Origin of the sequence: Mycobacterium sp. ITM-2016-00318 (assembly GCF_002968285.2) — a bacterium.
GTDB lineage: Bacteria > Actinomycetota > Actinomycetes > Mycobacteriales > Mycobacteriaceae > Mycobacterium.
In genome coordinates, this window is the sequence record NZ_CP134400.1 from 1,647,950 (window position 1) to 1,674,693 (window position 26,744).

General features: G+C 65.0%; 22 protein-coding genes. 12 read left to right on the top strand and 10 right to left on the bottom strand.

What is annotated here, in order from left to right; genetic code table 11:
• The first annotated feature begins 62 nt into the window (after positions 1-62).
• The 5 genes from C6A82_RS07970 to C6A82_RS07990 all read left to right on the top strand — a co-directional run bounded on the left by C6A82_RS07970 (position 63) and on the right by C6A82_RS07990 (position 5,602).
• Positions 63-845, top strand: coding sequence for an IclR family transcriptional regulator (locus C6A82_RS07970; RefSeq protein WP_105342545.1), 783 nt, complete (start codon positions 63-65; stop codon positions 843-845).
• 247 nt (positions 846-1,092) lie between these two features.
• Positions 1,093-2,661: a BCCT family transporter gene (locus tag C6A82_RS07975; protein ID WP_233216778.1), complete on the top strand. Its 1,569-nt coding sequence runs from the start codon at positions 1,093-1,095 to the stop codon at positions 2,659-2,661.
• Between the two features lie 206 nt (positions 2,662-2,867).
• Complete coding sequence (locus tag C6A82_RS07980) at positions 2,868-3,227, top strand: bifunctional 3-phenylpropionate/cinnamic acid dioxygenase ferredoxin subunit (RefSeq protein WP_105342547.1); 360 nt, start codon at positions 2,868-2,870, stop codon at positions 3,225-3,227.
• Positions 3,224-4,420, top strand: coding sequence for an NAD(P)/FAD-dependent oxidoreductase (locus C6A82_RS07985; protein WP_105342548.1), 1,197 nt, complete (start codon positions 3,224-3,226; stop codon positions 4,418-4,420). Before C6A82_RS07980 ends, C6A82_RS07985 begins: the two co-directional genes overlap by 4 nt.
• Before the next feature lie 48 nt (positions 4,421-4,468).
• Complete coding sequence (locus C6A82_RS07990; protein WP_105342550.1) at positions 4,469-5,602, top strand: aromatic ring-hydroxylating dioxygenase subunit alpha; 1,134 nt, start codon at positions 4,469-4,471, stop codon at positions 5,600-5,602.
• Here the strand turns inward: C6A82_RS07990 and C6A82_RS07995 are convergent.
• The gene (locus tag C6A82_RS07995; protein WP_233216777.1) at positions 5,592-6,452 is read right to left on the bottom strand and encodes an LLM class flavin-dependent oxidoreductase; all 861 of its coding nucleotides are present in this window, start codon (positions 6,450-6,452) and stop codon (positions 5,592-5,594) included. The genes C6A82_RS07990 and C6A82_RS07995 overlap by 11 nt on opposite strands.
• A gap of 106 nt (positions 6,453-6,558) precedes the next feature.
• On the opposite strand from C6A82_RS07995, the gene C6A82_RS08000 reads away from it, so the two are divergent.
• From C6A82_RS08000 to C6A82_RS08015, 4 genes are read left to right on the top strand one after another with little or no spacing between them, the layout of a single operon-like run.
• Positions 6,559-8,085, top strand: coding sequence for an adenylate/guanylate cyclase domain-containing protein (locus C6A82_RS08000; protein WP_311101735.1), 1,527 nt, complete (start codon positions 6,559-6,561; stop codon positions 8,083-8,085).
• A gap of 20 nt (positions 8,086-8,105) precedes the next feature.
• The gene (locus tag C6A82_RS08005; protein WP_105343670.1) at positions 8,106-9,626 is read left to right on the top strand and encodes an adenylate/guanylate cyclase domain-containing protein; all 1,521 of its coding nucleotides are present in this window, start codon (positions 8,106-8,108) and stop codon (positions 9,624-9,626) included.
• A gap of 40 nt (positions 9,627-9,666) precedes the next feature.
• Positions 9,667-10,650: a TIGR03885 family FMN-dependent LLM class oxidoreductase gene (locus C6A82_RS08010; protein ID WP_105343668.1), complete on the top strand. Its 984-nt coding sequence runs from the start codon at positions 9,667-9,669 to the stop codon at positions 10,648-10,650.
• Entirely contained in the window at positions 10,647-12,326 is a 1,680-nt protein-coding gene (locus C6A82_RS08015) for an alpha-amylase family protein (protein ID WP_105343665.1), read from the top strand. The genes C6A82_RS08010 and C6A82_RS08015 overlap by 4 nt, the downstream gene beginning before the upstream one ends.
• 31 nt (positions 12,327-12,357) lie before the next feature.
• On the opposite strand, the gene C6A82_RS08020 is transcribed toward C6A82_RS08015, so the two are convergent.
• Both C6A82_RS08020 and C6A82_RS08025 read right to left on the bottom strand, forming a co-directional pair.
• A complete protein-coding gene (locus C6A82_RS08020) occupies positions 12,358-14,811 on the bottom strand; it encodes an alkaline phosphatase family protein (RefSeq protein ID WP_311101736.1) in 2,454 nt (817 codons plus the stop codon).
• Positions 14,812-14,975: 164 nt separating this feature from the next.
• Positions 14,976-15,818, bottom strand: coding sequence for a mycofactocin-coupled SDR family oxidoreductase (locus tag C6A82_RS08025; protein WP_105343672.1), 843 nt, complete (start codon positions 15,816-15,818; stop codon positions 14,976-14,978).
• Positions 15,819-15,854: 36 nt separating this feature from the next.
• On the opposite strand from C6A82_RS08025, the gene C6A82_RS08030 reads away from it, so the two are divergent.
• Complete coding sequence (locus tag C6A82_RS08030; protein WP_105343661.1) at positions 15,855-17,231, top strand: wax ester/triacylglycerol synthase family O-acyltransferase; 1,377 nt, start codon at positions 15,855-15,857, stop codon at positions 17,229-17,231.
• On the opposite strand, the gene C6A82_RS08035 is transcribed toward C6A82_RS08030, so the two are convergent.
• On the bottom strand, positions 17,228-17,968 hold the full coding sequence (locus C6A82_RS08035) for an SDR family NAD(P)-dependent oxidoreductase (protein ID WP_105343659.1): 741 nt from the start codon (positions 17,966-17,968) through the stop codon (positions 17,228-17,230). The two genes, C6A82_RS08030 and C6A82_RS08035, sit on opposite strands and share 4 nt — an antisense overlap.
• A gap of 47 nt (positions 17,969-18,015) precedes the next feature.
• Here C6A82_RS08035 and C6A82_RS08040 point away from each other — a divergent pair, with 47 nt between their 5' ends.
• Positions 18,016-18,753, top strand: coding sequence for a TIGR02206 family membrane protein (locus C6A82_RS08040; protein ID WP_105343657.1), 738 nt, complete (start codon positions 18,016-18,018; stop codon positions 18,751-18,753).
• 7 nt (positions 18,754-18,760) lie between these two features.
• On the opposite strand, the gene C6A82_RS08045 is transcribed toward C6A82_RS08040, so the two are convergent.
• The gene (locus C6A82_RS08045) at positions 18,761-19,936 is read right to left on the bottom strand and encodes a SpoIIE family protein phosphatase (RefSeq protein WP_311101737.1); all 1,176 of its coding nucleotides are present in this window, start codon (positions 19,934-19,936) and stop codon (positions 18,761-18,763) included.
• The gene (locus tag C6A82_RS08050; protein ID WP_105342862.1) at positions 19,933-20,673 is read right to left on the bottom strand and encodes an alpha/beta fold hydrolase; all 741 of its coding nucleotides are present in this window, start codon (positions 20,671-20,673) and stop codon (positions 19,933-19,935) included. Before C6A82_RS08050 ends, C6A82_RS08045 begins: the two co-directional genes overlap by 4 nt.
• 128 nt (positions 20,674-20,801) lie before the next feature.
• Between C6A82_RS08050 and C6A82_RS08055 the strand changes: the two genes are divergently transcribed.
• Entirely contained in the window at positions 20,802-21,752 is a 951-nt protein-coding gene (locus C6A82_RS08055; protein ID WP_105342859.1) for an alpha/beta fold hydrolase, read from the top strand.
• On the opposite strand, the gene C6A82_RS08060 is transcribed toward C6A82_RS08055, so the two are convergent.
• From C6A82_RS08060 to C6A82_RS08075, 4 genes are all read right to left on the bottom strand, one after another.
• Positions 21,745-22,875 carry an ABC transporter substrate-binding protein gene (locus C6A82_RS08060; RefSeq protein ID WP_105342857.1) on the bottom strand — a complete coding sequence of 377 codons (1,131 nt, stop codon included), beginning with the start codon at positions 22,873-22,875 and terminating at the stop codon, positions 21,745-21,747. The two genes, C6A82_RS08055 and C6A82_RS08060, sit on opposite strands and share 8 nt — an antisense overlap.
• Before the next feature lie 135 nt (positions 22,876-23,010).
• The gene (locus tag C6A82_RS08065) at positions 23,011-23,295 is read right to left on the bottom strand and encodes a hypothetical protein (protein WP_105342855.1); all 285 of its coding nucleotides are present in this window, start codon (positions 23,293-23,295) and stop codon (positions 23,011-23,013) included.
• A 14-nt stretch (positions 23,296-23,309) separates the two neighbouring features.
• Positions 23,310-24,503 (bottom strand): amidohydrolase family protein, encoded by a 1,194-nt coding sequence (locus C6A82_RS08070; protein WP_105342853.1) that lies wholly within the window; start codon positions 24,501-24,503, stop codon positions 23,310-23,312.
• Between the two features lie 14 nt (positions 24,504-24,517).
• Positions 24,518-26,743 (bottom strand): acyl-CoA dehydrogenase, encoded by a 2,226-nt coding sequence (locus tag C6A82_RS08075; protein WP_105342851.1) that lies wholly within the window; start codon positions 26,741-26,743, stop codon positions 24,518-24,520.
• Position 26,744: the final 1 nt, after the last annotated feature.

The following is a 26,744-nucleotide window of genomic DNA, read 5'->3' on the forward strand; positions in this document are numbered from 1 at the left end:
AGCAACGCGCCCGCGATGGGTGGGTCACGAACAAGCCGGGCTGTCTCGGTAATGTCGCCGCTGTGAGCAACGGGACCTCCGAAGCGGGCGGCGGGGGTGTGCAGTCAGTTGACCGTGCAGTTTGCGTGCTCGAGATCCTCGCCCGCCTCGGTGAAGCCGGGGTGACCGAACTCGCCAGCGAAATCGGGGTCCACAAGTCGACGGTGTCGCGGTTGCTCACCGCGCTCGAGGAGCATGAACTCGTCGAGCAGGCACATGAACGAGGCAAGTATCGGCTCGGGTTCGGGATTCTGCGGCTGGCCAATGCGGTTTCCGGGCAACTCGACATCACCCGTCAGGGCCGCGAGATTTGCGAACGGCTTGCCGTCGAGATGGGAGAGACGGTCAACATCGCGGTGCTGCGATCACACTATGTGGTCAACGTCGACCAGGCCCGCGGCCCGACCTCGGTCGGCAGTCACAACTGGGTCGGTGAGTTGACGCCGCTGCACGCGACGTCGAGCGGCAAGATCCTGCTGGCGTCCATGTCGGTGGAAGGGCGACATGACCTGCTCAAAGAGGCGGGGTTGACCCGCTACACCGAACACACCATCACCTCGTTCGACGACCTGGATCATCAACTCGATTCGATCGCACGCGACGGCTATGTCGTGTCGATGGAAGAGTTCGAGCATGGGCTGACCGCGGTGGCGGCGCCGATTCGCGATCACACCGGCACGGTCATCGCGGCGCTCAGCGTCTCGGGCCCGGTCTACCGGCTGACCGAAGACAGGGCTCGCGAGATCGCCCCCGCTGTCGTCTCCGCCGCCGCCTCGGTCTCGGAACGCATGGGCCACCAGGGCTGACGCTCAGTTCGACGCGTATCACGTCACAACGTCAAAGAACTTCTGTCGAACGCTGGTGTATCACTCTGGAGCGCTCTAATATATCAGCGTTGGTGTGGCCGCTGTCACACCCGCCTGAATCAGCCTCAGGAGTCTGACTGTGACCGCACAACAAGATCAGCCGCTCGATATCGAGGAGCTGAAAGCCAAGCTTCACCACACTTTTCCGGGTCCTGGCGCGCCGGTTCCACCCGGCCACGACGCCGAGGTGCCGCTGTGCCAGCGACCCCCGGTCACCGACAAGGTGGTCTTCGGTATCACTGCGGTGATCGTCATCGCCATCCTCTGTTGGGGCCTGATCTGGCCCACGCCGTTCGGTTCGACGATGTCGTCGATCTTGAACTGGGTGGTGAGCAACATGGGTTGGCTGTTCATCGTCTCGGCCACTTGCTTCGTGCTGTTCGCGGCATGGCTGGCGTTGAGTCGCTACGGAAGGATCCCACTCGGCCGGGACGGGGAAAAGCCCGAATTCAACACCGTCAGCTGGGTCGCGATGATGTTCAGCGCAGGCATGGGCATCGGTCTCATCTTCTGGGGTGTCACCGAACCGCTGACCCACTTCGTCAATCCGCCACCGGGTCTCGCCGACTCGAAGGCGGGCACAGCGCTCGCGACCGCCCTCTTCCACTGGGGCTTTCACCCGTGGTCGATGTATGCAGTGGTCGGCCTGTCGATCGCCTACGGCAGCTACCGGATGGGCCGGCGGCAACTGATCAGCGCATCGTTCATCCCGCTGCTCGGACGGAAGCGGGTCGAGGGCCCGATCGGAAAGACGATCGACATACTCGCGATCTTCGCAACGATGTTCGGCACTGCAGCATCCCTTGGCCTCGGCGCGCTGCAGATCGGCTCGGGCTTCGAGGTTCTCGGTTGGGTCGGCAAGGCGGGCACGCTGCTACTCGTGACGGTGGTCGCGCTGCTCACGCTCGCCTTCGTCGCCTCCGCGGTGTCCGGCGTATCGCGCGGCATCCAGTGGTTGTCCAACATCAACATGGTGCTGGCACTGCTGCTGGCGATCTTCGTGTTCGTCGTCGGGCCGACGGTGCTGATCCTCAACCTGCTGCCCACAGCGCTCGGCGATTACGCCGCCAACCTCGCTTCGATGTCGGCACGGTCCGCTGAGGCCGGCGGGGAAACCGAGAAGTGGCTGTCGTCGTGGACGATCTTCTACTGGGCTTGGTGGATCTCGTGGACCCCCTTCGTCGGCATGTTCCTCGCCCGCATCAGCCGGGGCCGTAGCATCCGGCAGTTCGTGATCGGCGTGATCCTCATTCCGACGACTGTGAGCCTGCTGTGGTTCGTCATCTTCGGCGGGGCAGGCATCGGCCAGCAGCGCGACGGTATCGACATCTTCGGCAGCGGCGAACCCGAATCGACGCTGTTCGGGATGCTCGGCAACCTGCCATTGGCAGGCTTGTCGTCACTGCTGGTGATGGCCCTCGTCGCGATCTTCTTCGTCTCGGGCGCCGATGCCGCTTCCATGGTGATGGGAACGCTGTCCCAGAGCGGCTCCGTCTATCCGTCGCGGTGGGCGGTCGCGTTCTGGGGCATGAGCACCGGTGCGGTGGCGGTGCTGATGTTGTGGGCAGGCGGAAACGACGCCCTCAACGGCCTGCAGACGATGACCATCATCGTGGCCGCGCCGTTCGTGATCGTGATGATCGGCATGTGCGTCTCGCTCTTTCTGGATGTCACGCGCGATCCGATGATCGCTGACCTCCGAAAGACGGCCGTCGCCGACGAGCCGACGCTCAAGGAGCCAGCGCCGCAGAACTAAGTGTTCCAACCACTGGTCGCCGTAGCCCGAAAAGGTGCGGCGACCAGTGCTTTCCGCCGTCCTTTCCTCGCGTGAGAACTCACAGGAAAAGGCGCTGCGATTCCGCTTGACAAAGGTTTGGGGGAACGCACACACTGTTGCGTATTGCGAGTTGAGTTTCTCTATACGCGTCATTACGTCATCCCAGCGAAACAAGGAGGCAACAATTGCTCGAAGTCTGTCCGCTCTCCGAGTTGCCGCCGGGTGGGGCGGTTCGCGTCGACGCCGAGCCGCCTATCACCGTGTTCCACACCGAGGACGGCGAGGTGTTCGCCATCGACGACACCTGCTCTCACCAGGACGCGTCACTGGCCGACGGCTGGCTCGAGGGTTGCGAGGTGGAGTGCCCGCTTCACGCGTCGCGCTTCAATCTGCGCACCGGCGCCGTCGACGCTCCTCCTGCCAAGCTGCCCGTCCGCACCCACGCGGTCGCCGTCGATGACGGCATGATCCGTGTCGAGCTGAGCGACGAGAAGCCGAACCTTCCGCCCGACATCCGCGCGCGTCTTTCGCAGGGGCGGTCGTGAAGCACGTCGCCGTCATCGGGGCGTCGCTCGCTGGTCTCTCTGCCGCACGGGCGCTGCGGACGCAGGGCTTCTCGGGTCGCGTGACCGTCGTCGGCGATGAGACCCGACGGCCGTATGACCGCCCGCCGCTGTCGAAACAGTTTCTCGCCGGCGACATGACCGAGGCGGATTTGGCGCTCGAGGACGACGACGATCTGCAGGTCGAGTGGCTGCTCGGCTCGGCCGCCACGAAACTTGACACTACCTGCGGCGCAGTGAAACTCGCCGACGGAACCCACTTGCCCGCCGACGGCTTCGTGATCGCCACCGGCTCCCGCGCCCGCCGTTGGCCCGGTTGTGAAACGATGGCGGGCGTCCACGTCATCCGCACCATCGACGATGCGATCGCACTGCGGGGCGACCTGCGGCCCGGTGCCCAGCTGGTGGTCATCGGCGCAGGCTTCATCGGCGCCGAGGTCGCATCGACCGCCCGGAGAATCGGGATGGACGTCACCGTCGTCGAGGCGGCGCCGACACCGCTTCAGGTCCAGCTCGGTTCGCGCCTCGGCGCCGTCGTTGCCCAGGCGCACGCGTCGAACGGAACAAGGCTCATCTGTGGAGTCAGCGTCGCCGGGCTGACCGGTGAGAATCGCGCACTTCGCAGTTCGAGCTGCGCCGACCGGGTCACCGGGGTCGACCTCGCCGACGGCCGCCACCTGCCTGCTGATGTCGTCGTCGTCGGTATCGGAGGCGTTCCGAACATCGAGTGGCTGCACGGCAGCGGGATCGAACTCGGTAACGGCGTTGTGTGCGGGTCCAACGGTCAGACCAACGTTCCCAATGTCGTCGCGGTCGGCGACTGCGCCGCATGGCGCGATGCGCCTACCGGCGTCCCGCATCGCGTGGAGCACTGGACGGGCGCGCTGGAGCGTCCGGCGATCGCCGTCGCCACACTGCTTGCAGGCGGCATTGATCAGGGTGCAGCAGTCAAAGCGCCGTACTTCTGGTCAGACCAGTACGACTCGCGCATTCAGTTCGCCGGCATCGCACATCCCGACGACGAAATCACCATCGAGGAGGGCAGCTGTGAGGACGGCTGCTTCGTTGCGACCTACCGGCGCGACGGCCGGTTGGTCGCCGTGCTCGGTGTCGATCAGCCGCGCATGTTCACCCGATGGCGCCGTCAGCTCGCGACAGCGCCTGCCGCCGCTTGATTTCCAGTCCGTCAATCCCCCGATCACGAAAGGTTCTTCAGAAGCGCCATGACCACGTTTGAAGCGGCCCCCAGCCTCCCCGAGAGCCTGATCTCCACCCTCGCGGGCCACTACTACACCCATCCCGAGGTCTTCTCGCTCGAGCAGGAGAAGATCTTCGAGACGATGTGGTTCTGCGTCGTGCGGTCTTCGGATCTGGACAAGGCGGGCGCCTTCAAAACCGTGCAGGTCGGCCGTGAGAGCGTGCTGGTCACCAGATCGCGCAAGGGTGACGCCAACGCCTTCTTCAACGTCTGCCGCCACCGCGGCGCCCAACTGTGCACCGAAGAGAGTGGCGAGGTCAGGCGCGCGTTCCAATGCCCTTATCACGCATGGACATACGACCTTGACGGCAAGCTCGTCGCCGCCCCGAACCTGACCAAGATGCCCGACATCGACCGCGTCGAGTACGGACTGCGAAGGATCGCGGTCACGGAATGGCTCGGTTACGTATGGGTGTGCCTGGCCGACGAACCGCCGCCGTTCGAAGCCACGGTGATGCAGGAGATCGCCGACCGGCTTGGTGACATCGATTTCATCGAGCACTACGGCATCGCCGATCTGAGCGTGGGACATCGAATCGTCTACGACGTCAAGGCCAACTGGAAGCTCATCGTCGAGAACTTCATGGAGTGCTACCACTGCGCCACGATCCACCCCGAATTGACTGACGTACTCCCAGAATTCGCCGATGGCTATGCCGCCCAGTTCTACATCGGCCACGGCGCCTCATTCGGTGACGATGTCGAGGGCTTCACCATCGACGGATCCGAGGGGCTGGACCACATCCCCGGCGTCACCTCCGATCAGGACCGTCGCTACTACGCGATCACCGTGCGCCCGCAGATGTTCGTCAACCTGGTGCCCGATCACGTCATCGTGCATCGGATGTTTCCTATGGCCGCCGATCACACGATCGTGGAGTGCGATTGGTTGTACCTGCCGGAGGTGGTCGAGTCCGGCCGCGACGTGAGCCGGTCGGTCGAGCTGTTCCATCGGGTGAACACCCAGGACTTCGAGGCTGCTGAAAGATGTCAGCCCGCGATGAGCTCGCGCGTGTATCGCAACGGTGGCGTGCTGGTGCCGAGCGAGCACCACATCGGCGCCTTCCACGACTGGCTGCGCGACATGCTCACGGTGTAGCTGTGATCAGCGGCCGGACCTGTCGGCCGATCACGTCGACGAACTGTTCGATGTCGGCGTCGGGGCGCGGTTGAAATACGATCGAGTCGGCGCCCGCATCGATCCACCGATGCGCCGCTGCGGCGATGTCCGCCGATGACCCGTAGACAGCGCGGTCCTCGGAGGGGTCCAATTCCCAAAACGCCACCTCGTCGCGCGCCTGCTGCGCGGCGTCCGGTCCGGTAGCGCAGATCAGATACAGGACGGTCGAATGCCCCTGCGGAGCATCACTTTTGGCGCGGCCGGAGGCGACGTGTTGCAGCGCCTCACGAAGACCGTCCGGCGAGGTGCCGCCGGTGATCACCGTGCCCGAGGCGATTTCGCCGCTGAGTTCCAGTGTCCGCGGTCGTTCGGCGCCGATCAGCAGGTCGATATCCGTTTCAGGTGGCCAGTCGAGGCCGACGTCGGTGAGCTTCACGTAGCGGCCGTCGTAGGTGACGCGCTCACCGCGCAGCAGCGCGGAGAGGACCGTCACGTATTCGCGCAGCAGCGTCATCGGTGATGCGACCTTCTCGCCGATCTGCGCCATCCAGTCCTGAACCCCGTGGCCCAGGCCGACCCGGAGACGGCCGGGGTAGGCGCGGTCAAGGGTGGCGATCTCCATCGCCGTCATTGCGACGCTGCGCATCGGCACGGGCAGCACGCCGACGCCGACCTTGAGGTTGTTGCTGTTTGCCAGTGCGATAGCTGCGGCGGAGATCCCGCCGGCAAGGAAACAGTCCTCCCACAGCCACAGTTCGTCGAGGCCGGCGGCGTCGGCGGCCTGCGCCGTACTGGCGAGGCGCGCCGGGTCGAGTCGTGGACGAAACACTGCGCCAATGCTGGGGGTGGACGATCGCTGCTTGGTCATCGAGTTCGATTCTGCCTTCTTTGCTCGTCCGGTCCGCCGCGCGTACTCAGCCGCTTAGTCTCCCGACATGGAACGTATCTGGCAGTGGGCGTGGGACCGGTGCGGGCCAAGGTACTCGTGGGCGTTCTTGGCGATCAGCCTCGTTGTGCTGCTGCCGACCTACCTCTTGTCCTCGTGTTTCGTTGTCGCTGTGGAGGGCTCCACCCGCTACCTGGAGGCTGGGGCTATCACCCTCGTCGCCACGGTGGTTCTGGTTCACGTGATGATCCTTCCCGGCGTGGGAAGCGGTCGGGTCGTGGAGAGATGGGCCGCAGGCGAAGCGGTCGATGATGCAACGGCACTGGACGCCACCTACACGTGGGTGCGGGGGGTGGTTGCCCGCTCGGTGATCGCCGGCTTCGTCGGAGCAGGCCTGCTTGCAGCCGTAGTGGGTGTGACCGCGGGCGGGACCGGCTGGCGGATGATCCAGTACGCGATACTGGGCGCTGCCGTCGGAACGGCCGTGGCTCTGATCGGTGTGCACAGCTTCGCGGAAGCGGCGTTGCGGTCATCAAGGGCCGCCATCGCGGGTGACACGGCGATCGGCGATTCTCTGCCGCGCTCCCGACCGTCTTTCGCCGCGTGGACGAACGTATCCATGCTTGCGGCGATGTTCGCATTCGCTGTTGGCGGCGCGATGCTTGCGGCAATCATCGATCGGGTACGGGACGCTCCCGTGCTCGCAGGCGTCATTGCTTGCGCGCTGACCGTTTTCTTCGCGGTACCGACGACGATCGGCGCGGTGTTCGCCCCTTCACTACGGCCTATTCGCGATCTCGCGCAAGGAACCAAACGTGTTGCGGCCGGTGACTACAGCCAGCGCCTGCCGGTTGTTCAGGATGATGACCTTGGCGCACTGGCCGCGTCGTTCAATCGGATGCAGGCGGGTTTGGCTGAGCGGCAACGCCTTCAGGGCGCATTCGGCACCTACGTCGATCCGGCTCTGGCGTCGCGCTTGCTCGAGCAGGGTGACGATGTGTTCACCGGCGAGCGCCGTGAGGTGACGGTGATGTTCGTCGACATCCGCGACTTCACGCCGTTCGCGGAGTCGAACTCGGCTGAGGACGCCGTCGCTCGCCTCAATGCCTTGTTCGACATCGTCGTGCCCGCGGTGGTCGACGAGGGCGGTCACGTGAACAAGTTCCTCGGCGACGGCGCTTTGGCGGTGTTCGGTGCGCCGAATGAGCTCGCGGACCACGCCGACGCCGCGGTGAGAGCCGCGTTGGTCATTCAGCGCCTGGTGGCCGAGCGGTTCGCGGGCGAGCTTCGGATCGGTATCGGGATCAATACCGGATTCGTGATCGCAGGCACCATCGGCGGGGGAAGCAAGCTCGAATTCACTTTGATTGGTGACACCGTCAACGTCGCCGCTCGCGTCGAGCAACTCACCAAGACCACCGGCGATACCATCCTGCTCACGCAACAGACAGTCGACGCGCTGGCGGCTCGACCGGCCGGACTTGTCGATCGCGGAGCCCATGCGCTGAAGGGAAAAGCGGCAGCGGCACAGATATTCGGCCTCGACGATGCGGCTATTCGCGCGGATGACCGATAGCAGACGCCTAGTCTCGCGCCATGGACCGCATCTTTCAGTGGTTGTGGGACCGGTACGGAACGAGGTACTCGTGGGCGCTAGGTGCCCTGATGTATCCCATCGCGCTGGTGACGTATCTGGTCTGGTCGATGACCATCGTTGCTTTCGAGAGGTCCAGCCACTACGGCGAAGCGGCCCTCTTCACTGCGTTTGCAGTGGCGGCGCGCACGTACATGCTCTTTCTCTCCGGCCGGAAAGGAGTGCACGCTGTTGAGCAGTGGGCCGTGGGCTCGGAGGTCGACCCGCGGGAAGTGCTGACCGCCACGTACATCTATTCTCGCCGGACGGTCGTCCAGGGAGTCGCGGCCGATACGTTGTGGACGGCGCTGTTCATGGTCGGAGTTGGTGCGATCGCCGGAGCTACCGGGTCGCGGCTTTTCCAGTACGCGATCCTGGGTGTCGCTCTCGGAGTGGGCACGATGCTGATCTCCATGCACGGCTTTATGGAAGGCGTGTTTCGGCCCGCCCGTGAGGCCATCGCCGGTGACACGGGAATCGGTGACTCCCTGCCCCGTTCGCGCCCGACTTTCGCCAATTGGACGAACCTGTCCGTGACAGCGGCTGTCTTCTGTGCCTATCTCCCTGTCGCGCTGCTGGCAGCGGTCTTCGACGTCGCCGGGCGAGGGCCGGCATTCGCCGTGGCGATCGCGTGCGTGCTGACCTTTGGCTTGGCGCTACCGCTCGGGGTCGGTGCCTCGTTTTCGCCGGCGCTGCGGCCTATTCGCGATCTTGCCGCGGGAACTGAGCGTGTTGCGGCCGGGAACTACGGGCAACGGGTGCCGGTGGTTCAGGACGACGATTTAGGCGTGTTGTCGGCGTCGTTCAATCGTATGCAGGCGGGTTTGGCTGAGCGGCAACGGCTTCAGGCGGCGTTCGGCACGTATGTCGATCCGGTGCTTGCGTCGCGGCTGCTGGAGCAGGGTGATGATGTGTTCACCGGCGAGCGCCGTGAGGTGACGGTGATGTTCGTCGATATCCGTGACTTCACGCCGTTCGCGGAGTCGAACTCGGCTGAGGACACGGTGGCTCGGCTCAACGCGTTGTTCGACGTTGTGGTGCCCACCGTCGTGGACGCGGGTGGCCATGTGAACAAGTTCCTCGGCGACGGTGCACTTGCGGTGTTCGGCGCGCCCAACGAACTCGCGCACCATGCCGACGCCGCGGTGAGGGCCGCCGTACTGATTCAGCGCCTCGTGGCCGAGCGCTTCGCGGGCGAGCTTCGGATCGGTATCGGCATCAACACCGGAGTGGTGATCGCAGGCACCATCGGCGGGGGGAGCAAGCTCGAATTCACCTTGATCGGTGACACCGTCAACGTCGCGGCTCGCGTCGAACAACTCACCAAGACCACCGGCGACACCATCCTGCTCACGCAACAGACAGTCGACGCGCTGGCTTCCGCGCCAGACGACCTCGTCGACCGCGGGTCGCATGCGCTCAAGGGCAAGTCGGACGCCGCGCAGATCTACTGCATCGAATCCGCTGTCTCGCGACCGCGCTGACGGTGACGTAAGCGTCGGCGATAACGGGTATGTCGGTGACATGACTGTCATCGGCTTCCACTGTTCGCACGAGCAGATCAATCCCGCCCAGCTCCTCCGGGACGTCCAGCGAGCGGAAGCGGCCGGGTTCACCGCCGGAATGTCGTCGGACCACTTCAGCCCATGGAGTGCACGGCAGGGGGAATCCGGCTTCGCATGGGCCTTCCTCGGTGCCGCGCTGGCAACCACCGAACTGCCTTTCGGCGTCGTCAATGCGCCCGGCCAGCGATATCACCCCGCGATCATCGCCCAGGCCATCGCCACGCTCACGCAGATGTTTCCCGGTCGCTTCTGGGCCGCCCTCGGATCGGGCGAGGCCTCCAACGAACGCGTCAACGGCGACGTCTGGCCGCGCAAGGAGGTGCGGGATCAGCGACTCGTCGAGTGCGTCGACGTCATTCGGCGCCTGCTCAACGGCGAAGAGGTCAGTCACGAAGGCCTCATCCACGTCAACCGCGCGCGGCTGTGGACGTTGCCCGCGACGGCACCCGATCTCGTCGGTCCCGCCGTCACCCCGCAGACCGCCGCCCGCCACGCCGCCTGGGCCGACGGCCTGGTCACCGTGAACCAGTCGAGAGAGACGTTGCGGAAGGTCCTCGGCGCTTACCGCGACGCCGGCGGGCGCGGTCCGGCCCGCCTTCAAATACATGTCAGCTGGGCCCCCACCGATGAAGAGGCCATCGCCATCGCCCACGACCAGTGGCGCAGCAACGTTTTCGCCCCACCCGCATGCTGGGATGTCGAGTCGATCGAGGCATTCGACGTCATCAGCGAAAACGTGTCGCCCGACCAGGTCAAGCAATCCGTTCGAGTGTCGAGCGATCTCAACCAGCACATCGCCTGGCTTCACGAGGACGTCGAACAGGGATGGGACGAGCTCTACATCCATTTCGTCGGCCAGCACCAAACCGAGTTCATCGACGCTTTCGGTGAGCATGTGCTGCCGCAACTGTCGCCCACCGCGCCGCGGGCGGTCACCGCATGAGACGCAGCGAGACCGGCGACCTGTGGTGGAAGAACGCCGTCTTCTACTGCGCGGATGTCGAGACGTTCTACGACCGCAACAACGACGGATGCGGCGACTTTCGCGGCATGACCGAACGCATCGAATACCTCTTCGACCTCGGCGTGACATGCCTCTGGCTGATGCCGTTCTACCCGACCGCGCGCGTCGACGACGGCTACGACATCACGGACTTCTTCGGCGTCGATGCGCGCCTGGGAACCCACGGCGACTTCGTGGAGCTCGTCAGGACCGCCAAGTCGACCGGCATCCGGGTCATCATCGATTTCGTCATGAACCACACCTCGGACCGCCACCCGTGGTTCAAGTCCGCCAGGCGGAGCACCGACGATCCATACCGCGACTTCTACGTGTGGAGCGCTACCGAACCGAAGTCGAGCAAGAAAGACGTCGTGTTTCCCGACAAGGAGGACAGTCTGTGGGAACTCGACCAGAAGACCGGCGAATGGTATCTACACCACTTCCTGAAGCATCAGCCCGACCTCAACATCGCTAATCCCGCTGTACAGGAGGAGATTTCACGCACCTTGGGCTTCTGGCTGGAGCTCGGGGTCTCGGGCTTTCGTGTCGACGCCGTGCCGTTCCTGTTCGCCAGGGACTCGGCACCGGACGATTCGAACGCGTTCGACCCCACTCAGTACCTGGGCGACGTGCGCAACTTCGTCACCCGCAGGCTTGGGGATGCTGTGCTGCTGGGCGAGGTGAACCTTCCGTACAAAGACCAGGCGACGTTCTTCGGCGGGCCCGACGGCGATGGCCTCAACATGCAATTCGACTTCATCGGCATGCAGAACATGTACCTTTCGCTCGCGCGCGGCGACGCCAGACCGATCGCCAAGGTGCTCAAGCAAAGACCCAAATTGGACATCACGAGTCAGTGGGCCAATTTCGTGCGGAACCATGACGAGCTGACGCTCGACAAGCTGAGCGACGAAGAGCGGCAGGAGGTCTTCGACGCCTTCGGTCCCGACCCGGACATGCAGCTTTACGGACGCGGGCTGCGACGACGGCTGCCGTCGATGCTCGGCGGCGACGACCGCCGAATGCGCATGGTGTACTCGCTGATGTTCTCTCTTCCTGGTACGCCGGTCCTGTTCTACGGCGAGGAGATCGGAATGGCCGAGAACCTCGATATTCCCGGACGACTCGCCGTCCGGACGCCGATGCAGTGGACGGCAGGCGCCGCCGGCGGCTTCTCACGAGCACCGAAACGACGGCTCGCCCGTGCGCTAACCGACGGGATGTTCGGACCTGACCGCGTCAACGCCGCCGACCAACGTCATGACCACCAATCGTTCTGGTGGTTCATGCGAAACCTGGTCTACACGTACCGGTCCCAGCCGGAGATCGGGTGGTCGACGCCGGAGATCCTCAAGCAACCCAACAAATCCGTCCTCGCCCACGTGTGCCGGGAGAAGTCGGGTTGGGCGATGGTCGCCCTGCACAACTTCGGGTCCGACGGCTGCATGGTTCCGATACAGCTGCAGGACGTTCCGCCGAACTGTGTACTGGTCGACCTGCTCGACGGACTGTCAGAGCATGAACTCGACGCGAAGGGGCACATAGAACTTCGGTTGGAAGCCTACGGATATCGGTGGCTGCGACTGCGCAGGCCAGGCGACGACCCGATCATTTGAAGCAGTGCACACGTGGTGCGCGGCCGCGGCGCTAAGCAGGGAGCCCTGACGCCGGATCTGGGCCCCAGAATTCGTTCATGGGCTGGGCGTACTTGTCATTGTTCGTCAGCGGGTCTATCCCGAGGGAGTCCTCGATGGTGCGCTGCAGGCTGTAGTGGTTGTAGTAGTCGTCGGCGACGAATGCGCCTGCGCGCATCCCGTTGGGGTTGGTGACGGGATCGTAGGCGGCCCCCGGTGACGGGATGACGATCATCACGATGTGGTTGCCTTCGTTGCCGACACCGGTGGTGATGTTGTTGTAGTCCTCGTCGAAGGTGATGAAGATGGCGCTCTTGGTGTTCGGGTCGTTCCAGGTTTCCGACTCCATGATGGTGGTCACCTGGTCATCGAGCCACGCGTCGCCGGCTGCGACGTTGTACTGATGGGCCGGGCTCAAAAAGCCGAGGGCCCAGTGGAATATGCCGAAGGGCACGTCCGTGGGGCCTTCCATGTTGGTTTCGTCGTCCGCGGCGAACCACACGAAGTTGGGGGTCGTCGAGGGGCTGGCGAGATCCGTTTTCAGCTGCGAGATGTCGAACAGGTGCGTCGCCACGCGGTCGGGGTCGTTGTAGATATCGGAAAAGGCGAGGAACGGCAGCCGGTCGGTTGGCGTGCTGTAGCCGCCCCCGCCCTCCATGTAGCCGCCCCATGTCTTGTATCCGCCGAGCCCGTTAGGCGTCGCCTCGATGCTGTCGGCCAGATTAGGAGTGCCTGAGGGGAAGCAGTTGGACGGGCAGTTGTAGTTGAAGCCGAAGTCGGACCCGCCGATGATGGGGTAGTAGTTCGGGTCGCTGGGGTGAGTCACCCCGTAGTAGTTGGACGCGTATCCGTATTTGCCCATCAGCTCGTTGATGAACGGCGCGTTGGGGCTCCCGACGATCTGACCGGTGCCCTTGTTCTCGAGGTAGACCATGAACACGTGATCGAGCTCGCCGACGGTCGACTCCGGCCGGGCGAGCGTCGCAGGGGTGAGGCTGGGGTCGTTGACGGTGAACGAGAGGTTGTCGGCGTAGGCGTTGTTGTAGTTGCCGAGTACCGGATTCCGATCGTCGAAGGCCACCACCACCTGCGCGCTTCGGGTGTTCACCGGGATGGATGCGGAGGTGGAGCGGTGGATGAACCCGGTGGAGAACAAGCGATCCCATGCAGTGACCGGCTTCAGTGTTCCCGTGCCCAACTGATTGCCGTTCTCGTCAAGGAACCTGACGGTGACGGTCGACCTGGACGGGTCGATCAGGAAGCCGCCGAGGTCACCGCTCAGCGTGTAGGTGCCCTCGCCGGCGTCGATCAACGCCTGGGAATCACGAAGGTCGACCGTCTGCGTGAGGGTCGAATCCGCGACCGGCCCGCCGCCGAAGAACTGCTGTCCCTCCGCAGGTGTGGGGATGGCGCCATCCCTGCTCGGGAATGCCAGAAGGCTGGGGAGAACCGGGCCGGGCGAAGCGGTCGGCACCGGGAAGCGACGTAGGGTGCCGTACTTGATCACCGTCGGTGTGCCGGTCTGTGTCCAGCCCGGCACGGTCACGGAGGCGTAGCCCGACAGTGACGGGTCACCGGCTTCAGCGCCCGGATTGACCAGCAGATTCGGGCTCTGATTGAGACTTGTCGTCGTCTGGCCGGTCGCACCATGGGGGATGAAGGGCCGCTGGAACTCCTCTCGTACGAAGGCAAGGACGCTCCACAGCACCGGCGATTGCGCCGGGCTCCCAGGGCCGAACGGTGCCAGGAACACTTCCAGCACGGCATCCGCTACGTGCGCGACCACTCCGACCAGGTGGGTATGCGGTTCCTCGAGGATGTCCTCGAGGTCTGGAGGCGGGGCCGACACCACGGCCGTCGGAGGCGCGACCACGGGATTCACCGACAGGCTGTTGATGGCCGCCGGGGTGAAGTCGAGTGTCGGCGCCTGCTGTCCAACAGACCGTGCCGACTGCATCCCTGCCGGGACGCCGGACTGGTGGATTACGCCGCCGCCCAGCGACTGGACCTGTTGTCTGATGCGCTCGCCGTCCCGCAGGAGATGCCCGCCCGAGGTGTCCCGGTCAACCGTGTCGGCGCCTGGCAGCTTTGAAACAGTCGTCAATGCGTTGGCAGCCGAGCCCTTGGCATCGCGGACATCTTTTGCGGCGTGCGCACCGCCGGAACTCCTCAGCACCACCACAGGCGCGCCGTCACGGCCGCCGAAGATCTTCGACACCGTACCAGCCAGGCGTGACGGCAGGTCTGACAGTGCATCTCGCAAGTCACTGTCGCTCAACCTGTTTGGCGGAGTCGCAGTACCGCCGATCGTCGACGATGGGGTCGTGGCCGAAGAGGACGTCGTCGACGGGGTGGAAGGCGGCGCCGTCGTTGACGACTCACCCGTTGTCGGCGAATCCGAACCTGCGTCCGCCGGGAGGGCGTAGGCGATGCCCGGCGTGGTGGCCACCGCCACCCCCAGTGCCACTGCCAACCCTCCGACGTAGCCGATGCACCTGCCACAACCCATGGTGATTTCCCTTCGGGCCCGCACAGAGGGCGGTAGACAACCAGTAGATACCTGCCATCCCTCCCACGTGGTGTTTTGCGGTAGTTGAAGGCGGGAGATGCTGCGCGAGACTGCCTACGACTTCAGAATTTCGCGACGGCGCCCGCGTCGATCGGCAGCGCCGCTCCGGTGATGTACTTCGATTCGTCGGAGGCGAGGAACAGCACCGCGTCGGCGACCGCGCGCGCCTCGATGAGCGGCGCGGGCAACATGTGGAAGTGTCCGATCACCGCCGCCGCGTCGTCCATCGTCGGCTCGGCGAGGTCCGGTCGCAGCATGCGACGGAACCACTCGTTGTCGAGCATCGGGGTCCGGATGTTGCCGGGGTGAATCGAGTTCACCCTGATCCACTGCGGGGCAAGCTCATTGGCCAGTGAGTTCTTCAACCCGACCAACGCGTGCTTGGCCGACGCGTACGCGGACATGTATCCGCCGCCGCGCAGTCCGAGCATCGAGCTCACCAGGATGATCGATCCTCCGCGCCCGTCCGACATATGCGGCAGCGCGACCTTGACCGTGTGCATGACGCCGGTCAGATTGATGTCCAGCATGGTCTGCCAGTCGGTCTCGTCGACCGACGCCGCCGGCGAGGGCACTCCGCTGATGCCGGCGTTGGCGACAACCACGTCGGGCCGCCCCAACTCGTCGACACCCCGCTGCAGTGCGGCGCCAAGACCCTCGAGGTCCCTGACGTCCGCCTTCTCGGCGACGATGCGTCGGTCCAACTTCTCGACCAGAGCTGCGGTCTCTTGAAGGTCCGCCTCCGTCGCGCCGGGGTAACCGACGCCGTCGATGTCGCCGCACACATCGACGGCGATGATGTCGGCGCCTTCCTCCGCGAGCCGGACGGCATGCTCGCGGCCCTGGCCGCGCGCTGCACCGGTGATGAAGGCGACCTTGCCGGCTGCCCTGCCAATTGTGTTCATCGTCGTCACCTCGCCCAGAAGGGTACCGTCACGTCGATGAAGCTGATCTCGCCGACGGACGCGATGTTCCTCATCGGCGAATCCCGTGAACACCCGATGCATGTTGCAGGCCTGCAGTTGTTCGAACCGCCAGAGGGCAGTGGCCCCGACTTCATCCGTGAGCTGCACGAGACGATCGTCGGAAACGACGACTTCCAGCCCACTTTCAGGAAGCATCCGGGCAGGATGCTCGGCGGCATCGCCAACGTCGCGTGGGCCTTCGACGATGACGTCGACATCGACTACCACCTGCGCAGGTCCGCCCTGCCGCGGCCCGGCCGCGTCCGCGAGCTTCTCGAGCTCGTCTCGCGGCTGCACGGCAGCCTGCTGGACCGGCATCGGCCCCTGTGGGAGACGCACCTCGTCGAGGGCCTCGAAGACGGACGCTTCGCCATCTACACCAAGATCCACCATTCGCTGCTCGACGGCATCTCGGCGCAGCGGCTCACGATCCGGTCGATGACGCCCGATCCCGCCGACCGGGAAGTCCGGGTGCCGTGGGCTCTGCAGCCGAAGCGCAGGAGCAAGGACGGGACCGGGGAGTCGCGGTCGGCGCTGCAGACGGTCACCGGCGCGGTCGGATCGCTGGCCTCGCTGGCCCCCTCGACGCTGTCGGTGGCGCGCGCCGCGCTGGTGGAGCAGCAGCTGACCCTGCCGTTCCGCGCGCCCAAGACGATGTTCAACGTGCCGATCGGGGGAGCGCGGCGGGTGGCCGCACAGTCGTGGCCGCTGGCCCGGATCCGGGCGATCAAGTCCGCGGCGGGTGTCACCGTCAACGACGTCGTTCTCGCGATGTGCTCGGGAGCGTTGCGCGCCTACCTCATCGAAGAAAACGCGCTGCCCGAAACGCCTTTGGTGGCGATGGTGCCGATCAGCCTGCGTGCCGAGGGCGACCAGGATGCGGGCGGCAACATGGTCGGCACGATCCTGTGCAACCTGGCCACCGACACCGAGGACGCCGCCAAACGCCTGGAGGCGATCAACACCTCGATGCGCGACAACAAGAAGGTGTTCGCCGAGCTGCCAAAGACCCAGGCGCTGGCGCTGTCGGCGTTCCTGATGTCCGGTATCGCGCTGGGGTTGGTGCCCGGGTTTGTGTCGTCGGCGCCGCCGCCGTTCAACATCGTCATCTCCAACGTTCCCGGCGCGCGCGAACCCATGTATTGGAAGGGCGCCCGGCTGGACGGCAATTACCCGCTGTCGATCGCCTTGGACGGACAGGCCCTCAACATCACGCTGACCAACACAGCCGACAACCTCGACTTCGGCCTTGTCGGATGCCGCCGCAGCGTGCCGCACTTGCAGCGCCTGCTCATGCACCTCGAGGACTCACTGGCCGACATGGAGAAGGCCGTCGGAGTCGGTGCCGGTTAGCCTGCGCCCTTGCCGTTGTCGACCCGGTAGACCGCACCGTGGACGGCGGCCGCGGCATCGCTGGCGAGAAACGCGATCACGTTCGCGACATCGAGGGGCGACATCATGCCGCGCGGTGACGCCGTTCGCATGATCAGGTCGAAGTTGGCGTTCTCCGGTGCGGAGAAGCTCTCGATCTGCGGGGTCAGCATGCCGCCGGGACACACCGCGTTCACCCGGAGTCGATCAGCGCTGTACTCGACGGCAAGGGCGCGCGTCAGCCCGATCAGGCCATGCTTGGCGGCGCAGTAGCCGGCCGAATACGCCTGCCCTTCGACTCCGGCGATCGAGGCAACGTTGACGATGTTGCCGCCCCGGGCGAGCAGATGGGGAAGCGCGGCGCGGCAGAGGTGGAACGGTCCGCTGAGATTGACCGCGAGGTCTTGCCCCCAGTCGTCGTCGGTCATGGACTCGATTCGGCGCATCCGATGGCTGCCGGCGATGTTGATGAGCACGTCGAGCCGGCCGAATCGCTCGACGCAGCGCTCGACCGCGTCGCGGCAGGCCTGCGGCGAACTCAGTTCCACTTCGGCGTAGGCACCGTTCTCCACATCGCCGAAGACCGCAGCGAGCCGGTCGGTGTTCCTCGCGATGCCGAAAATCGTTGCACCCTCACGTGACAGCAGGCGAACGGTTTCAGCGCCAAGTCCAGAGGAGGCGCCAGTGACGAGAATGACTTTGCCGCGTAGTGGAGACATGCGTTCAATCCGCCCTTCAGCGTCGTCGTGGCATTACCGTAATTGAGGTGGAGTTACTTGCCGCGCAGCGGGAGTTCACGGCGTACGGCCCGTCGCATCTGGTCGTGCTGGTCATATTCGTGATCGGCGCCGTCGCCCTGGTGGCGGTCGGGCGCAGGCAGTCCGAGGCGCAAGCCCGCGTGCTCGGCCGCGTGCTGGCGGTTCTGCTCGTTGTGGCGTTGGTTGTCGCGATGGCCTACAAGATCGCCCGGTTGGACATCCAGACGTCGGTGCCTCTGCAGCTCTGCGATATCGCGGAAATGGTGGCCGCGTACGCGTTGTGGTCGCAGCGGCACTGGGCGTTTGCGCTCACGTATTACTGGGGCCTGTTCCTGAGTTCGCAGGCGCTCATCACGCCCGACATCGGCACGCCCGCCGAGGGCGCACCGGACTTTCCGCACCACCTTTTCGTCACGTTCTTCGCCCTCCACGTGCTCGTGGTGTGGGCAGCCATCTATCTCACCTGGGGACAACGGATGCGGCCGCGGTGGCGCGACTTCCGGTTCGCAGCGATCGTCGCTCTCGCGTGGGTGGCGTTCACGTTGGCCTTCAACGTCATCTTCGACACCAACTACGGCTACCTGAACAGGAAGCCGCCCACCGCGTCGGTACTGGATCTCCTGGGGCCGTGGCCGATGTACCTGCTCGTCGAGATAGCGATCGTGGCCGTGGTGTGGGCACTGATGACGTGGCCGTGGGAGCGGAAACGAACCGCCGTCGATGCGAAGCGGGAAGCAGCTCGCTGATATCGGACTACCGCGAACTCGGGCCGTGTCCAGCGCGCACGCCGAGCGCGAGCACAGCCGTGTCATCCTCGACGCCTGGGCCAAGGCCGTCGAGCAGGGCACGGACGGCGTCGACGATGGCCGATGCCGTCGTTGGCGAGTGGGACTTGGCGAAGCGCAGCAGGGCGCCCTCGTCGTCGTAGCGTTCATGGGCAATGCCGGTGCTCGCCTCGGTCAGTCCATCTGTGTACAGAACCAGCGTGTCGCCGGGTGCAAGCCGGAATCGGCTCGCGACGAACCTCGGCTCCGCGGACATGCCCACTGCATGGCCGCCGCTCGTGTCGACGTATTCAGCATCGCCGTCGGCGGTGAGCAGCAACGGCGGTGGGTGCCCCCCGCTGGCAAGCGCGACGTCGAAGCCGTTGTCGCACAGCGTCAATCGTCCGTAGATCACGGTGCTGAACCGGTTGCGGGCACCCCGCAGTCGCTGGTTGAGAACCGTGTTGAGATTGTGCAGAACCTGCACCGGATCGTCGTCGAAGACCGCGGCGGCACGAAGCGAATACCTGGTCAGGCCGGTGATCACCGCGGCGTCGACGCCCTTGCCCGCCACGTCTCCGAGGAAGAAGCCCCAGGTGTCCCGCGATAGCGGAAACAGGTCGTAGAAGTCGCCGCCGACGTCGTCAGCCGATGCCGTGAAGTAGTAGTCGGCGGCGTCCAAACCGGTCGGGGGGATCAGCACCGGCGGCAGCAACGACCGTCGCAGAGTGTCCGCGAATTGCCGAGCGCGTTGTTTCTCCGTATCGGCCTGTTGTCGCGCTCGCAGCAGTTCCACTTCATAGGCGCGTCGGTCAGATGCATCGACGATGGTGATCTGCAGCATCTCCCGCTCGTGGTCGCCGTCCCTCATCATGTTCGCGGTGAGAAACATCGGCAATCGATTTCCCTCGGCCGTCACGATGTCGACCGTGACACCGTTGAGATCGCTGCCTGTTTGAAGCAGCGGCCCGAAATGGGTGTCGTAGAGGATCCGGCCGCTGACCGTAAGAAGGTCGCTGAAGGGCTTGTCGCACAGTGCGTTCGGCTCATATCCCAGCCACTTGGACAGCGTGTTGTTGACGCGGATGATGCTGCCATCCGGTGTGGCGATCACGTGGCCGCACGGAGCGTTGTCCCAGAGCTCCTCGAAGTCGCGGTCTCTCACGTCGACCGGGCGAACGCCGAAATCGCCTCGGCTGTGAGGTCCGGCGCACTCACATGGGGACAGTGTCCAGTCGCATCCAGCGTGACCAGTTGACTGTCGGAAATGTGTTGGTGGACGTAGGCACCCACTTGGCGTGGGGCGATCGCATCCTGGGAGCACTCGATCACCAGGGTGGGCAGCGATATGCGCGTGAGATCGGCCCGGTTGTCCGACAGGAAGGTGGTACGGGCGAACACCAGCGCCCGCTGCGGGTCTGTGCGGCAGAATGTCTCGGCCAATTCGTCCTGCAGTTCCGGCCGGTCGGGCGTGCCCATGATGACCGGTGCCATCGCCGCCGACCAACCCAGATAGTTCTGCTCCAGGGACTCGAGGAGCTCGTCGATGTCGGCCCTGGAGAATCCGCCTCGGTACTCGTCATCGTCGATGTAGCAGGGTGAGGGCGTCAGCAGAACCAGTTTGGCGAACCGGCTCGGATCCTCGATCGCCGCGAGAGCGCCGATCATCGCCGACACGGAATGGCCGACGAATACGACGTCGCGCAGCGCAAGCTCATTTACGATGTCCAGGATGTCAGCGGCGTAGCCGGACAGCGAGGAGTATCTCGTCGCGTCCCACGCATCTGGATCCGAAAACCCGGCACCGACGAGGTCGAATAGTACGAGTCGAAAGTCGGGCCTGAGGCGGTCGACAACAAGGCGCCACAGGTTCTGGTCGCACCCAAAGCCGTGCGCCAACATGATCGTCGGTCCGTGTTCGGCGCCGACGATATTGATGTTGTGCTTGGAGTGAACGTCTACCGCACCCACTTTAAGCAAAGCCCTGGGGGTCGCTTAAACTTACTCTGGAGTAACAAAGGGGGGACTCGATGGCCGGCGATCGCGCTTCACGCCAGGATCGGGCGGGCTCGGGCATCGAGCCACCGGTCGCGCCCAAGGTGCGCCGGGCGTTCGGGCTGCTCGAGCGGCTTGCACCGGCGGCTGGGGCGCGATGGGCCCTCGAGCTGTGGTGCACGCCGCCGGCCGTGGAGATGAGCCTGCGCATGCCGCCCGGAGTCGTCGCCGGTGAGCCGGTCGAGGCAACGTGGTCCGGACACCGAATCGTAGGGGAATCCTGGGGTGAGGGGCCAGCGGTGTATCTGGTGCACGGCTGGGGCGGCTGCCGCGCACACCTGGGCGTCTTCGTGAAACCGCTCGTCGAAGCGGGTCACCGCGTCTTCGCCGTCGACCTGCCCGGCCACAATGAGTCCGATCCGGGAGAACTCGCGCCCGGCCGCACGACGATCGTCGAATGCGCCGAAGCAGTGCGCGCCTTCGTCGCCGCGCATGGCCCGGCACGCGCGATCGTCGCGCACTCCCTCGGCGCGAAGGCGGCCGCGCTCGCTGTTGCGAGGGGGATGCCGGTAGAGGGTTTGGTGTTCTTGGCGCCGATGGGTGACTTCTCGTTGTATCTGGACCTTTTCGCCGATCGACACGGATTCGGGCAGCGCATCCGAACCCGCCTGCACCGGCGCCTTGATCGACGACTGCGAATGCCGTTGTTCGATACCGACATTCCCAAAGCGGTGAGCTCAATCGACGGTCCGCCGCCGCTCCTACTCGTGCACGACCCCGACGACCCGGACAGCCCTTACGAGACGAGCGAGAAAATCGCCGACATGTGGCCGGCAGCGAAACTGGTGACCACCCGCGGACTCGGACGGCTCGCGCACTACCGCATCCTGCGGCACCGACCCGCGATTCAGGCAGCCGTCGATTTCATCGGGCGAGCTCCCACCGTCGAGGCCGAGTTGACCCGCCAGGACGTCCGGATCAGCTGATCACCTTGGACCAGTTGGCCCCGAGGTAGTCCGAGTTCTTCTTGCTCTGCTCGTCGGTCGCGATCACCGGTGTGCCTTCGATTTTGGGCAGCGCGTCGAGCGCCTTCTTGTCGACCGTGCCCGCCTTCTCCATCGCATCCGCGCGCACGGGTCGGGCGAGACCCTTCAGGAAGAGGTTCTGGCCCTCGTCGCTGTAGAGGAACTCCTGCCACAGCCGGGCCGCGGCGGGGTGCGGGCCGTCCTTGTTGATCGCCTGGAAGTAATAGCCGCCGACAAGCGCGTTTGCCGGGACGAACACCTTCCAGGTGGGGATTTTCTTGGTTTCGGCCGCGTTCAGGTAGTCCCAGTCGATGACGACGGGGGTCTGACCCGACTCGATGGTGGCGGGCGTCGGGTCGACGGGCACGAAGTTGCCCGCCTGCTTGAGGTTGACGAAGAACTCGACGCCGGGCGCGATGTCGTCGACCGACCCGCCGTTGGCGATGGCGGCCATCAGCACCCCGTTGGCCGCAGCGCTGGCGGTGGTGGGGTCGCCGTTGAGCGCGACCTTGCCCTTGAACTCCGGCTTCAGCAGGTCGTTGAAGTCCTTGATCTCGGGCACCTTGGCGGAGTCGTAACCGATTGACTCGTAACCGCCGTAGTCGTTGACCCATGTACCGTCCGGATCCTTGAACTCGGCCGGGATGTCGTCGAACGTCGCCACCTTGTACGGCGCGAACAGATTGGTGTTCGCCAGGGCGATCGCCTGGCCCAGGTCGAAGACATCGGGCGCGGTGCTCTTGCCCTTCTGCTGGTTGGCGGCGTTGATCTCGTCCTGGCTGTTGGCGTCGGGCTGCGCGGAGTTGACCTTGATCCCGTACTTCGTGGAGAACGTGTTGATGATCTCCTTGTAATTCGCCCAATCCGGTGGCAGCGCAATCACGTTGAGCTCTTTCTCGGCCTTCGCGGCCTCGACGAGCTTGTCCATCCCGCCGAAGTCCTGCGCGGAGGTGGCCTCCCTGGCATTCACACCGGACTCGGTCTGGTTACCTTCGTCCTTCTTCTCGGGCGGAGCGCAGGCCACCAGACCGATGACGACGACAGCGGATGCGGCGGTGGCTGCGAAGAGCCGTGATCGGGTCATGCGAACCTTCCGGTGGGAGGGGATCCAACGTGGCGGAACCCTACCGCCACGTTCTTTCGCGGGGGTGAATTCCTGGCATTCGCGCCTTCCGCATCCTTACGGGCCGGTCGACCCGGGCGATATGACGCGGGCGGGCTACGACTTCCACTGATCGACGAGATCGGCCCACCGACGCGAGATGGTCTTCTCCAGTTCGCCGCGTCTGCGGCGGGTGTTCACGTCGTCGGGTTCGATCGCGCCGATGGCCAGGCGCGCCACCTCCTCGACCTGTTCGCGCTCGAGGCCGAACCTCAGCAATGCGCCGAGATCGTGTGCGGTGTCGATCTCGTCGGCCAGTTCCGAACGAGCCAGAAGCACCGCCGCGTTCTCTTCGCCGACCTCCAGCAGCATGGCCACCAGACTGGACTTCTCGACCTTCACGAAACGCGACGCCGTCAGGCGGGCCTGCGGACGGACAACTCGATACCGTTGTCGCGCATCACTGTTCGGCTCTGCTGCGGCGTGTAGTCGAAGTTCTCCAGATCCTTGATGTACGACGCCGGGTCGGCCAAGCCTTCGACATGGGGGAAGTCCGAACCCATGATTATGCGGTTGTCGCCCAACAGCTTCCGCAGGCTCGCCAACTCGTCTTCGTAGAACGGCGACACCCAGACGTGACGCTTGAAGGTCTCGCGCGGATCCTCTTTGTAGATGAAAGGGATCTGGCCGTAGGACTTGGTCAGCTTCTCGAACAGGTGGAACACCCACGCCGAGCCGCTTTCGATGGCGGCCATCCGCAGGTTGGGGAAGCGCAAGAACAGGCCGTTGTGGAGGTGATTGGCGAAGGTGTCCTGAAGCGCATCCCCCGAGAACAGCGACCGGAAGCCGAGCAGCGCTTGGAAAGACATCATGTAGTCCGGCTCGCCCCACGCAGGCATGAACTTCGAGTAATACGTCTCGCCGGAGTGATAACAGACAGTGATGCCGGAGTCGTTGGCCAGCCGCCAGAAGTCGTCGAACAGCGGGTCGCCGGGTGCGCACATCCCGACGGCGGTGGAAATCGGTCCCGGCACCATGACGATGAAGCGGGCATCGTGGTCGAGTGCCCACTGCAGTTCTTTTACCGCCTCGTCGGGTTTGCACAGCGTGATGTAGGGGGCCGCGAAAATGCGTTCCCGGTAGGCGAATCCCCAATCCTCTTCCATCCAGCGGTTGAAGGCGCGGAATGTCGCGACGACAGCATCGAGATCGGGCAGCAGTGCCTGTTCCATTCCGACACCGAGCGTCGGCAACATGATGCAGCCGGCCATGCCCTGCTCGTCCATCAATGCCAACCGAGCGTCTCGGTCCCGGTAGGCCGGTGGAATCGGTTCGAGGTCACCGAACAGCGTGTTGAGATTCGCGCCCCTCGGATTGCGTCCGCGGAAATACTCGTCGAGCGCGCCGGGCTTGCCCACGGGGTCGAACGTCGGGTTCGGGATGAACCTGTTCACCTTGCCGCCGACGATCAGGCGCTGCTTACCGTCGATGTCCGCCCACTGAATGGCCCGCTTCTTGAAGGCGGGCTCGATGTGACGGGTGAACGCGTCAAGCGCCTCGTAATAGTGGTTGTCACAATCGAAGTAGGTGAATCCCAAGTCGGTCGTCATGACGCCCGTCCTTTCTAGTTGCGTGGCAGGCCGAGGATCATGGAAGCGATGACGGTCAGCTGTATCTCTGCGGTGCCTCCGCCGATCAGTTCGGACGGCATGTCGAAATACGGCCCGATGACAGCGGGATCCGAGTCCTCGAGCAGTGCGACGCGACCGGTCAGGCGCAGCGTCGCCGTCGAGGCCCGGCGCAGCAACATCACCATCGCGTACTTCGCGATGCTCGAGGTCGGCCCCGCGGCCTGGCCTTCGACCAGACGCAGCGTCTCCCGCAGCACCATGGCTTTGATCGCTGCGGTGTTGGCCTCGATCTCGCCGAGAGCGCGCAGCGCGGCGTCCTGGTCGGGACCGTCGATCCGCGCGATGTGCCGAAGTGCGGCTGCCCTGTCGATGTTGACGTAGTTGCCGATCGCCGTGCGTTCGACCGCCATGGTCGCGACTGCCAGATCCCATCCTGTACCGGGCTTTCCGACGAGCATGTCGTCGGGAACGAACACGTCGGTGAGGAAGACCTCGTTGAAGTCGAAGTGCCCGCTGGCCTGTTTGATCGGCTCGACCGTGATGCCGGGCGACGCCATGTCCACGAGGAAATAGCTGATCCCACGATGCTTCGACGCGTCCGGGTCGGTGCGCGCCAACAGGGCGCCGAACTGCGCGCGATCCGCCTGCGAGGTCCAGATCTTGTGCCCGTTGATCAGCCAGCCGCCGTCGACCTTGCGGGCCCGCGTACTCAACGAGGCGAGGTCCGAACCCGCGCCCGGCTCACTGAACAGTTGGCACCAGCGCTGAACTCCCCGCAGGATCGGCCACGCGAACCGCTCGCGCTGACGGTCCGTGCCTACGTCGAGAATCGTCGGCAGAATCCACTCCGCGATTCCCAGTGACGGTTTGATCAGGTCGGGACGATTGTCGAACTCCTCGTTGATGATGGCCAGCTGGACCGGCGAGGCACCCACGCCCCATGGTGCGGGCAGCTGGGGTGCCACCAGTCCCGCTTCGGCCAGCATGTCCCGTTGCGCGCCGGCGGCCAGACCAGGTGCGCGCTGATCGTCGGAGGGATGTTCGTTGTGCAGCTCCTGCGCCCGGTCGAGGGTCGCTGCGACCGAAACCCGGAACTCTGATTCGACATCGCCCAGATTCAGCGCGGTCGAGCGTTTCGTCGAGCGGGCCAGGTCGCCCACCTCGCGGCCCCACTGCGCCGTCGACCCGAGCGATGCGGCGAGGCTGATCGCACGCCGCCAGTACAGGTGCGTGTCGTGTTCCCAGGTGTAGCCGATGGCGCCGAACATCAGCAGCGCATCAAGCACCAGGTCGGGTCCCGTGGCGACGGCCATCAAGGCCGCCGAGCCTGCCGCAAGGCGATGTTGCTCGACGGAATCCGCCGAAGCGCGAACCGCGTCCCAGGCGGCCGCGGCCGCGAGTTCGGCATGTACGAGAAGCACCGCCGCCTTGTGCTGCAAAGCCTGGAATGCGCCGACCGGACGCCCGAACTGTTCCCGCGTGCGGATGTATTCGGTCGCAGTGTCCACACAGCGGCGGACCGTGCCCGCCGAGGCACACGCCGTCAGCGCCACCGTGATGCAGTGAGCACGAACGGCGTCGATCCTCGATATCTCCGAACCGGCCTCGACGAAGTAGTCCTCGAGTTCGAGCACGCCCACGTCGGTCGACAGGTCGGTCCCGCGCTGAGGATGTATCGACAACCCCTGGGCCGGTGCGCCCTTCGCCTCCAGTGCGAACCAGTGCAGGCCGCCGTCCTGCGAGCGTGCTGACAACAGGATCCGCTGCGCCGCACAGACTCCCAAGATCGACGACGACGAACCGCGCAGGCGCCAGCCGTCTGCGTTTGGGATGGCGCGGACATCGGACTGATCCGGCAGCACCAGGGCGGCGGTGGTCCCCGCCGCGAGTTCGGCGACCAACGGCGCGCCCGACTCGTCGGCCGTGTTAGCCACCGCACTTGCCGTCACGGTGGACAGGAGAGGCCCTGGCAGCAAGGCCGCGGCGGCCGTCTCGACGACGCATGCCAGATCGGTGAGCGTGCCGCCCTGGCCACCGGCCTCCTCGGGAAGGTGCACTGCGTGAAATCCATGCGCGGTCAACTCTTCCCACCATGTCGGCAACTCACCGGCGGCGATCGAGTCGAGGGCGGCCCTCGTCTTCTCTATGGGCGCGTGGCGAGCCGCAAAGCGACCCACTGCGTCGCTCAGATCTTCCTGTTCACTCGTGATGGCAAGCATG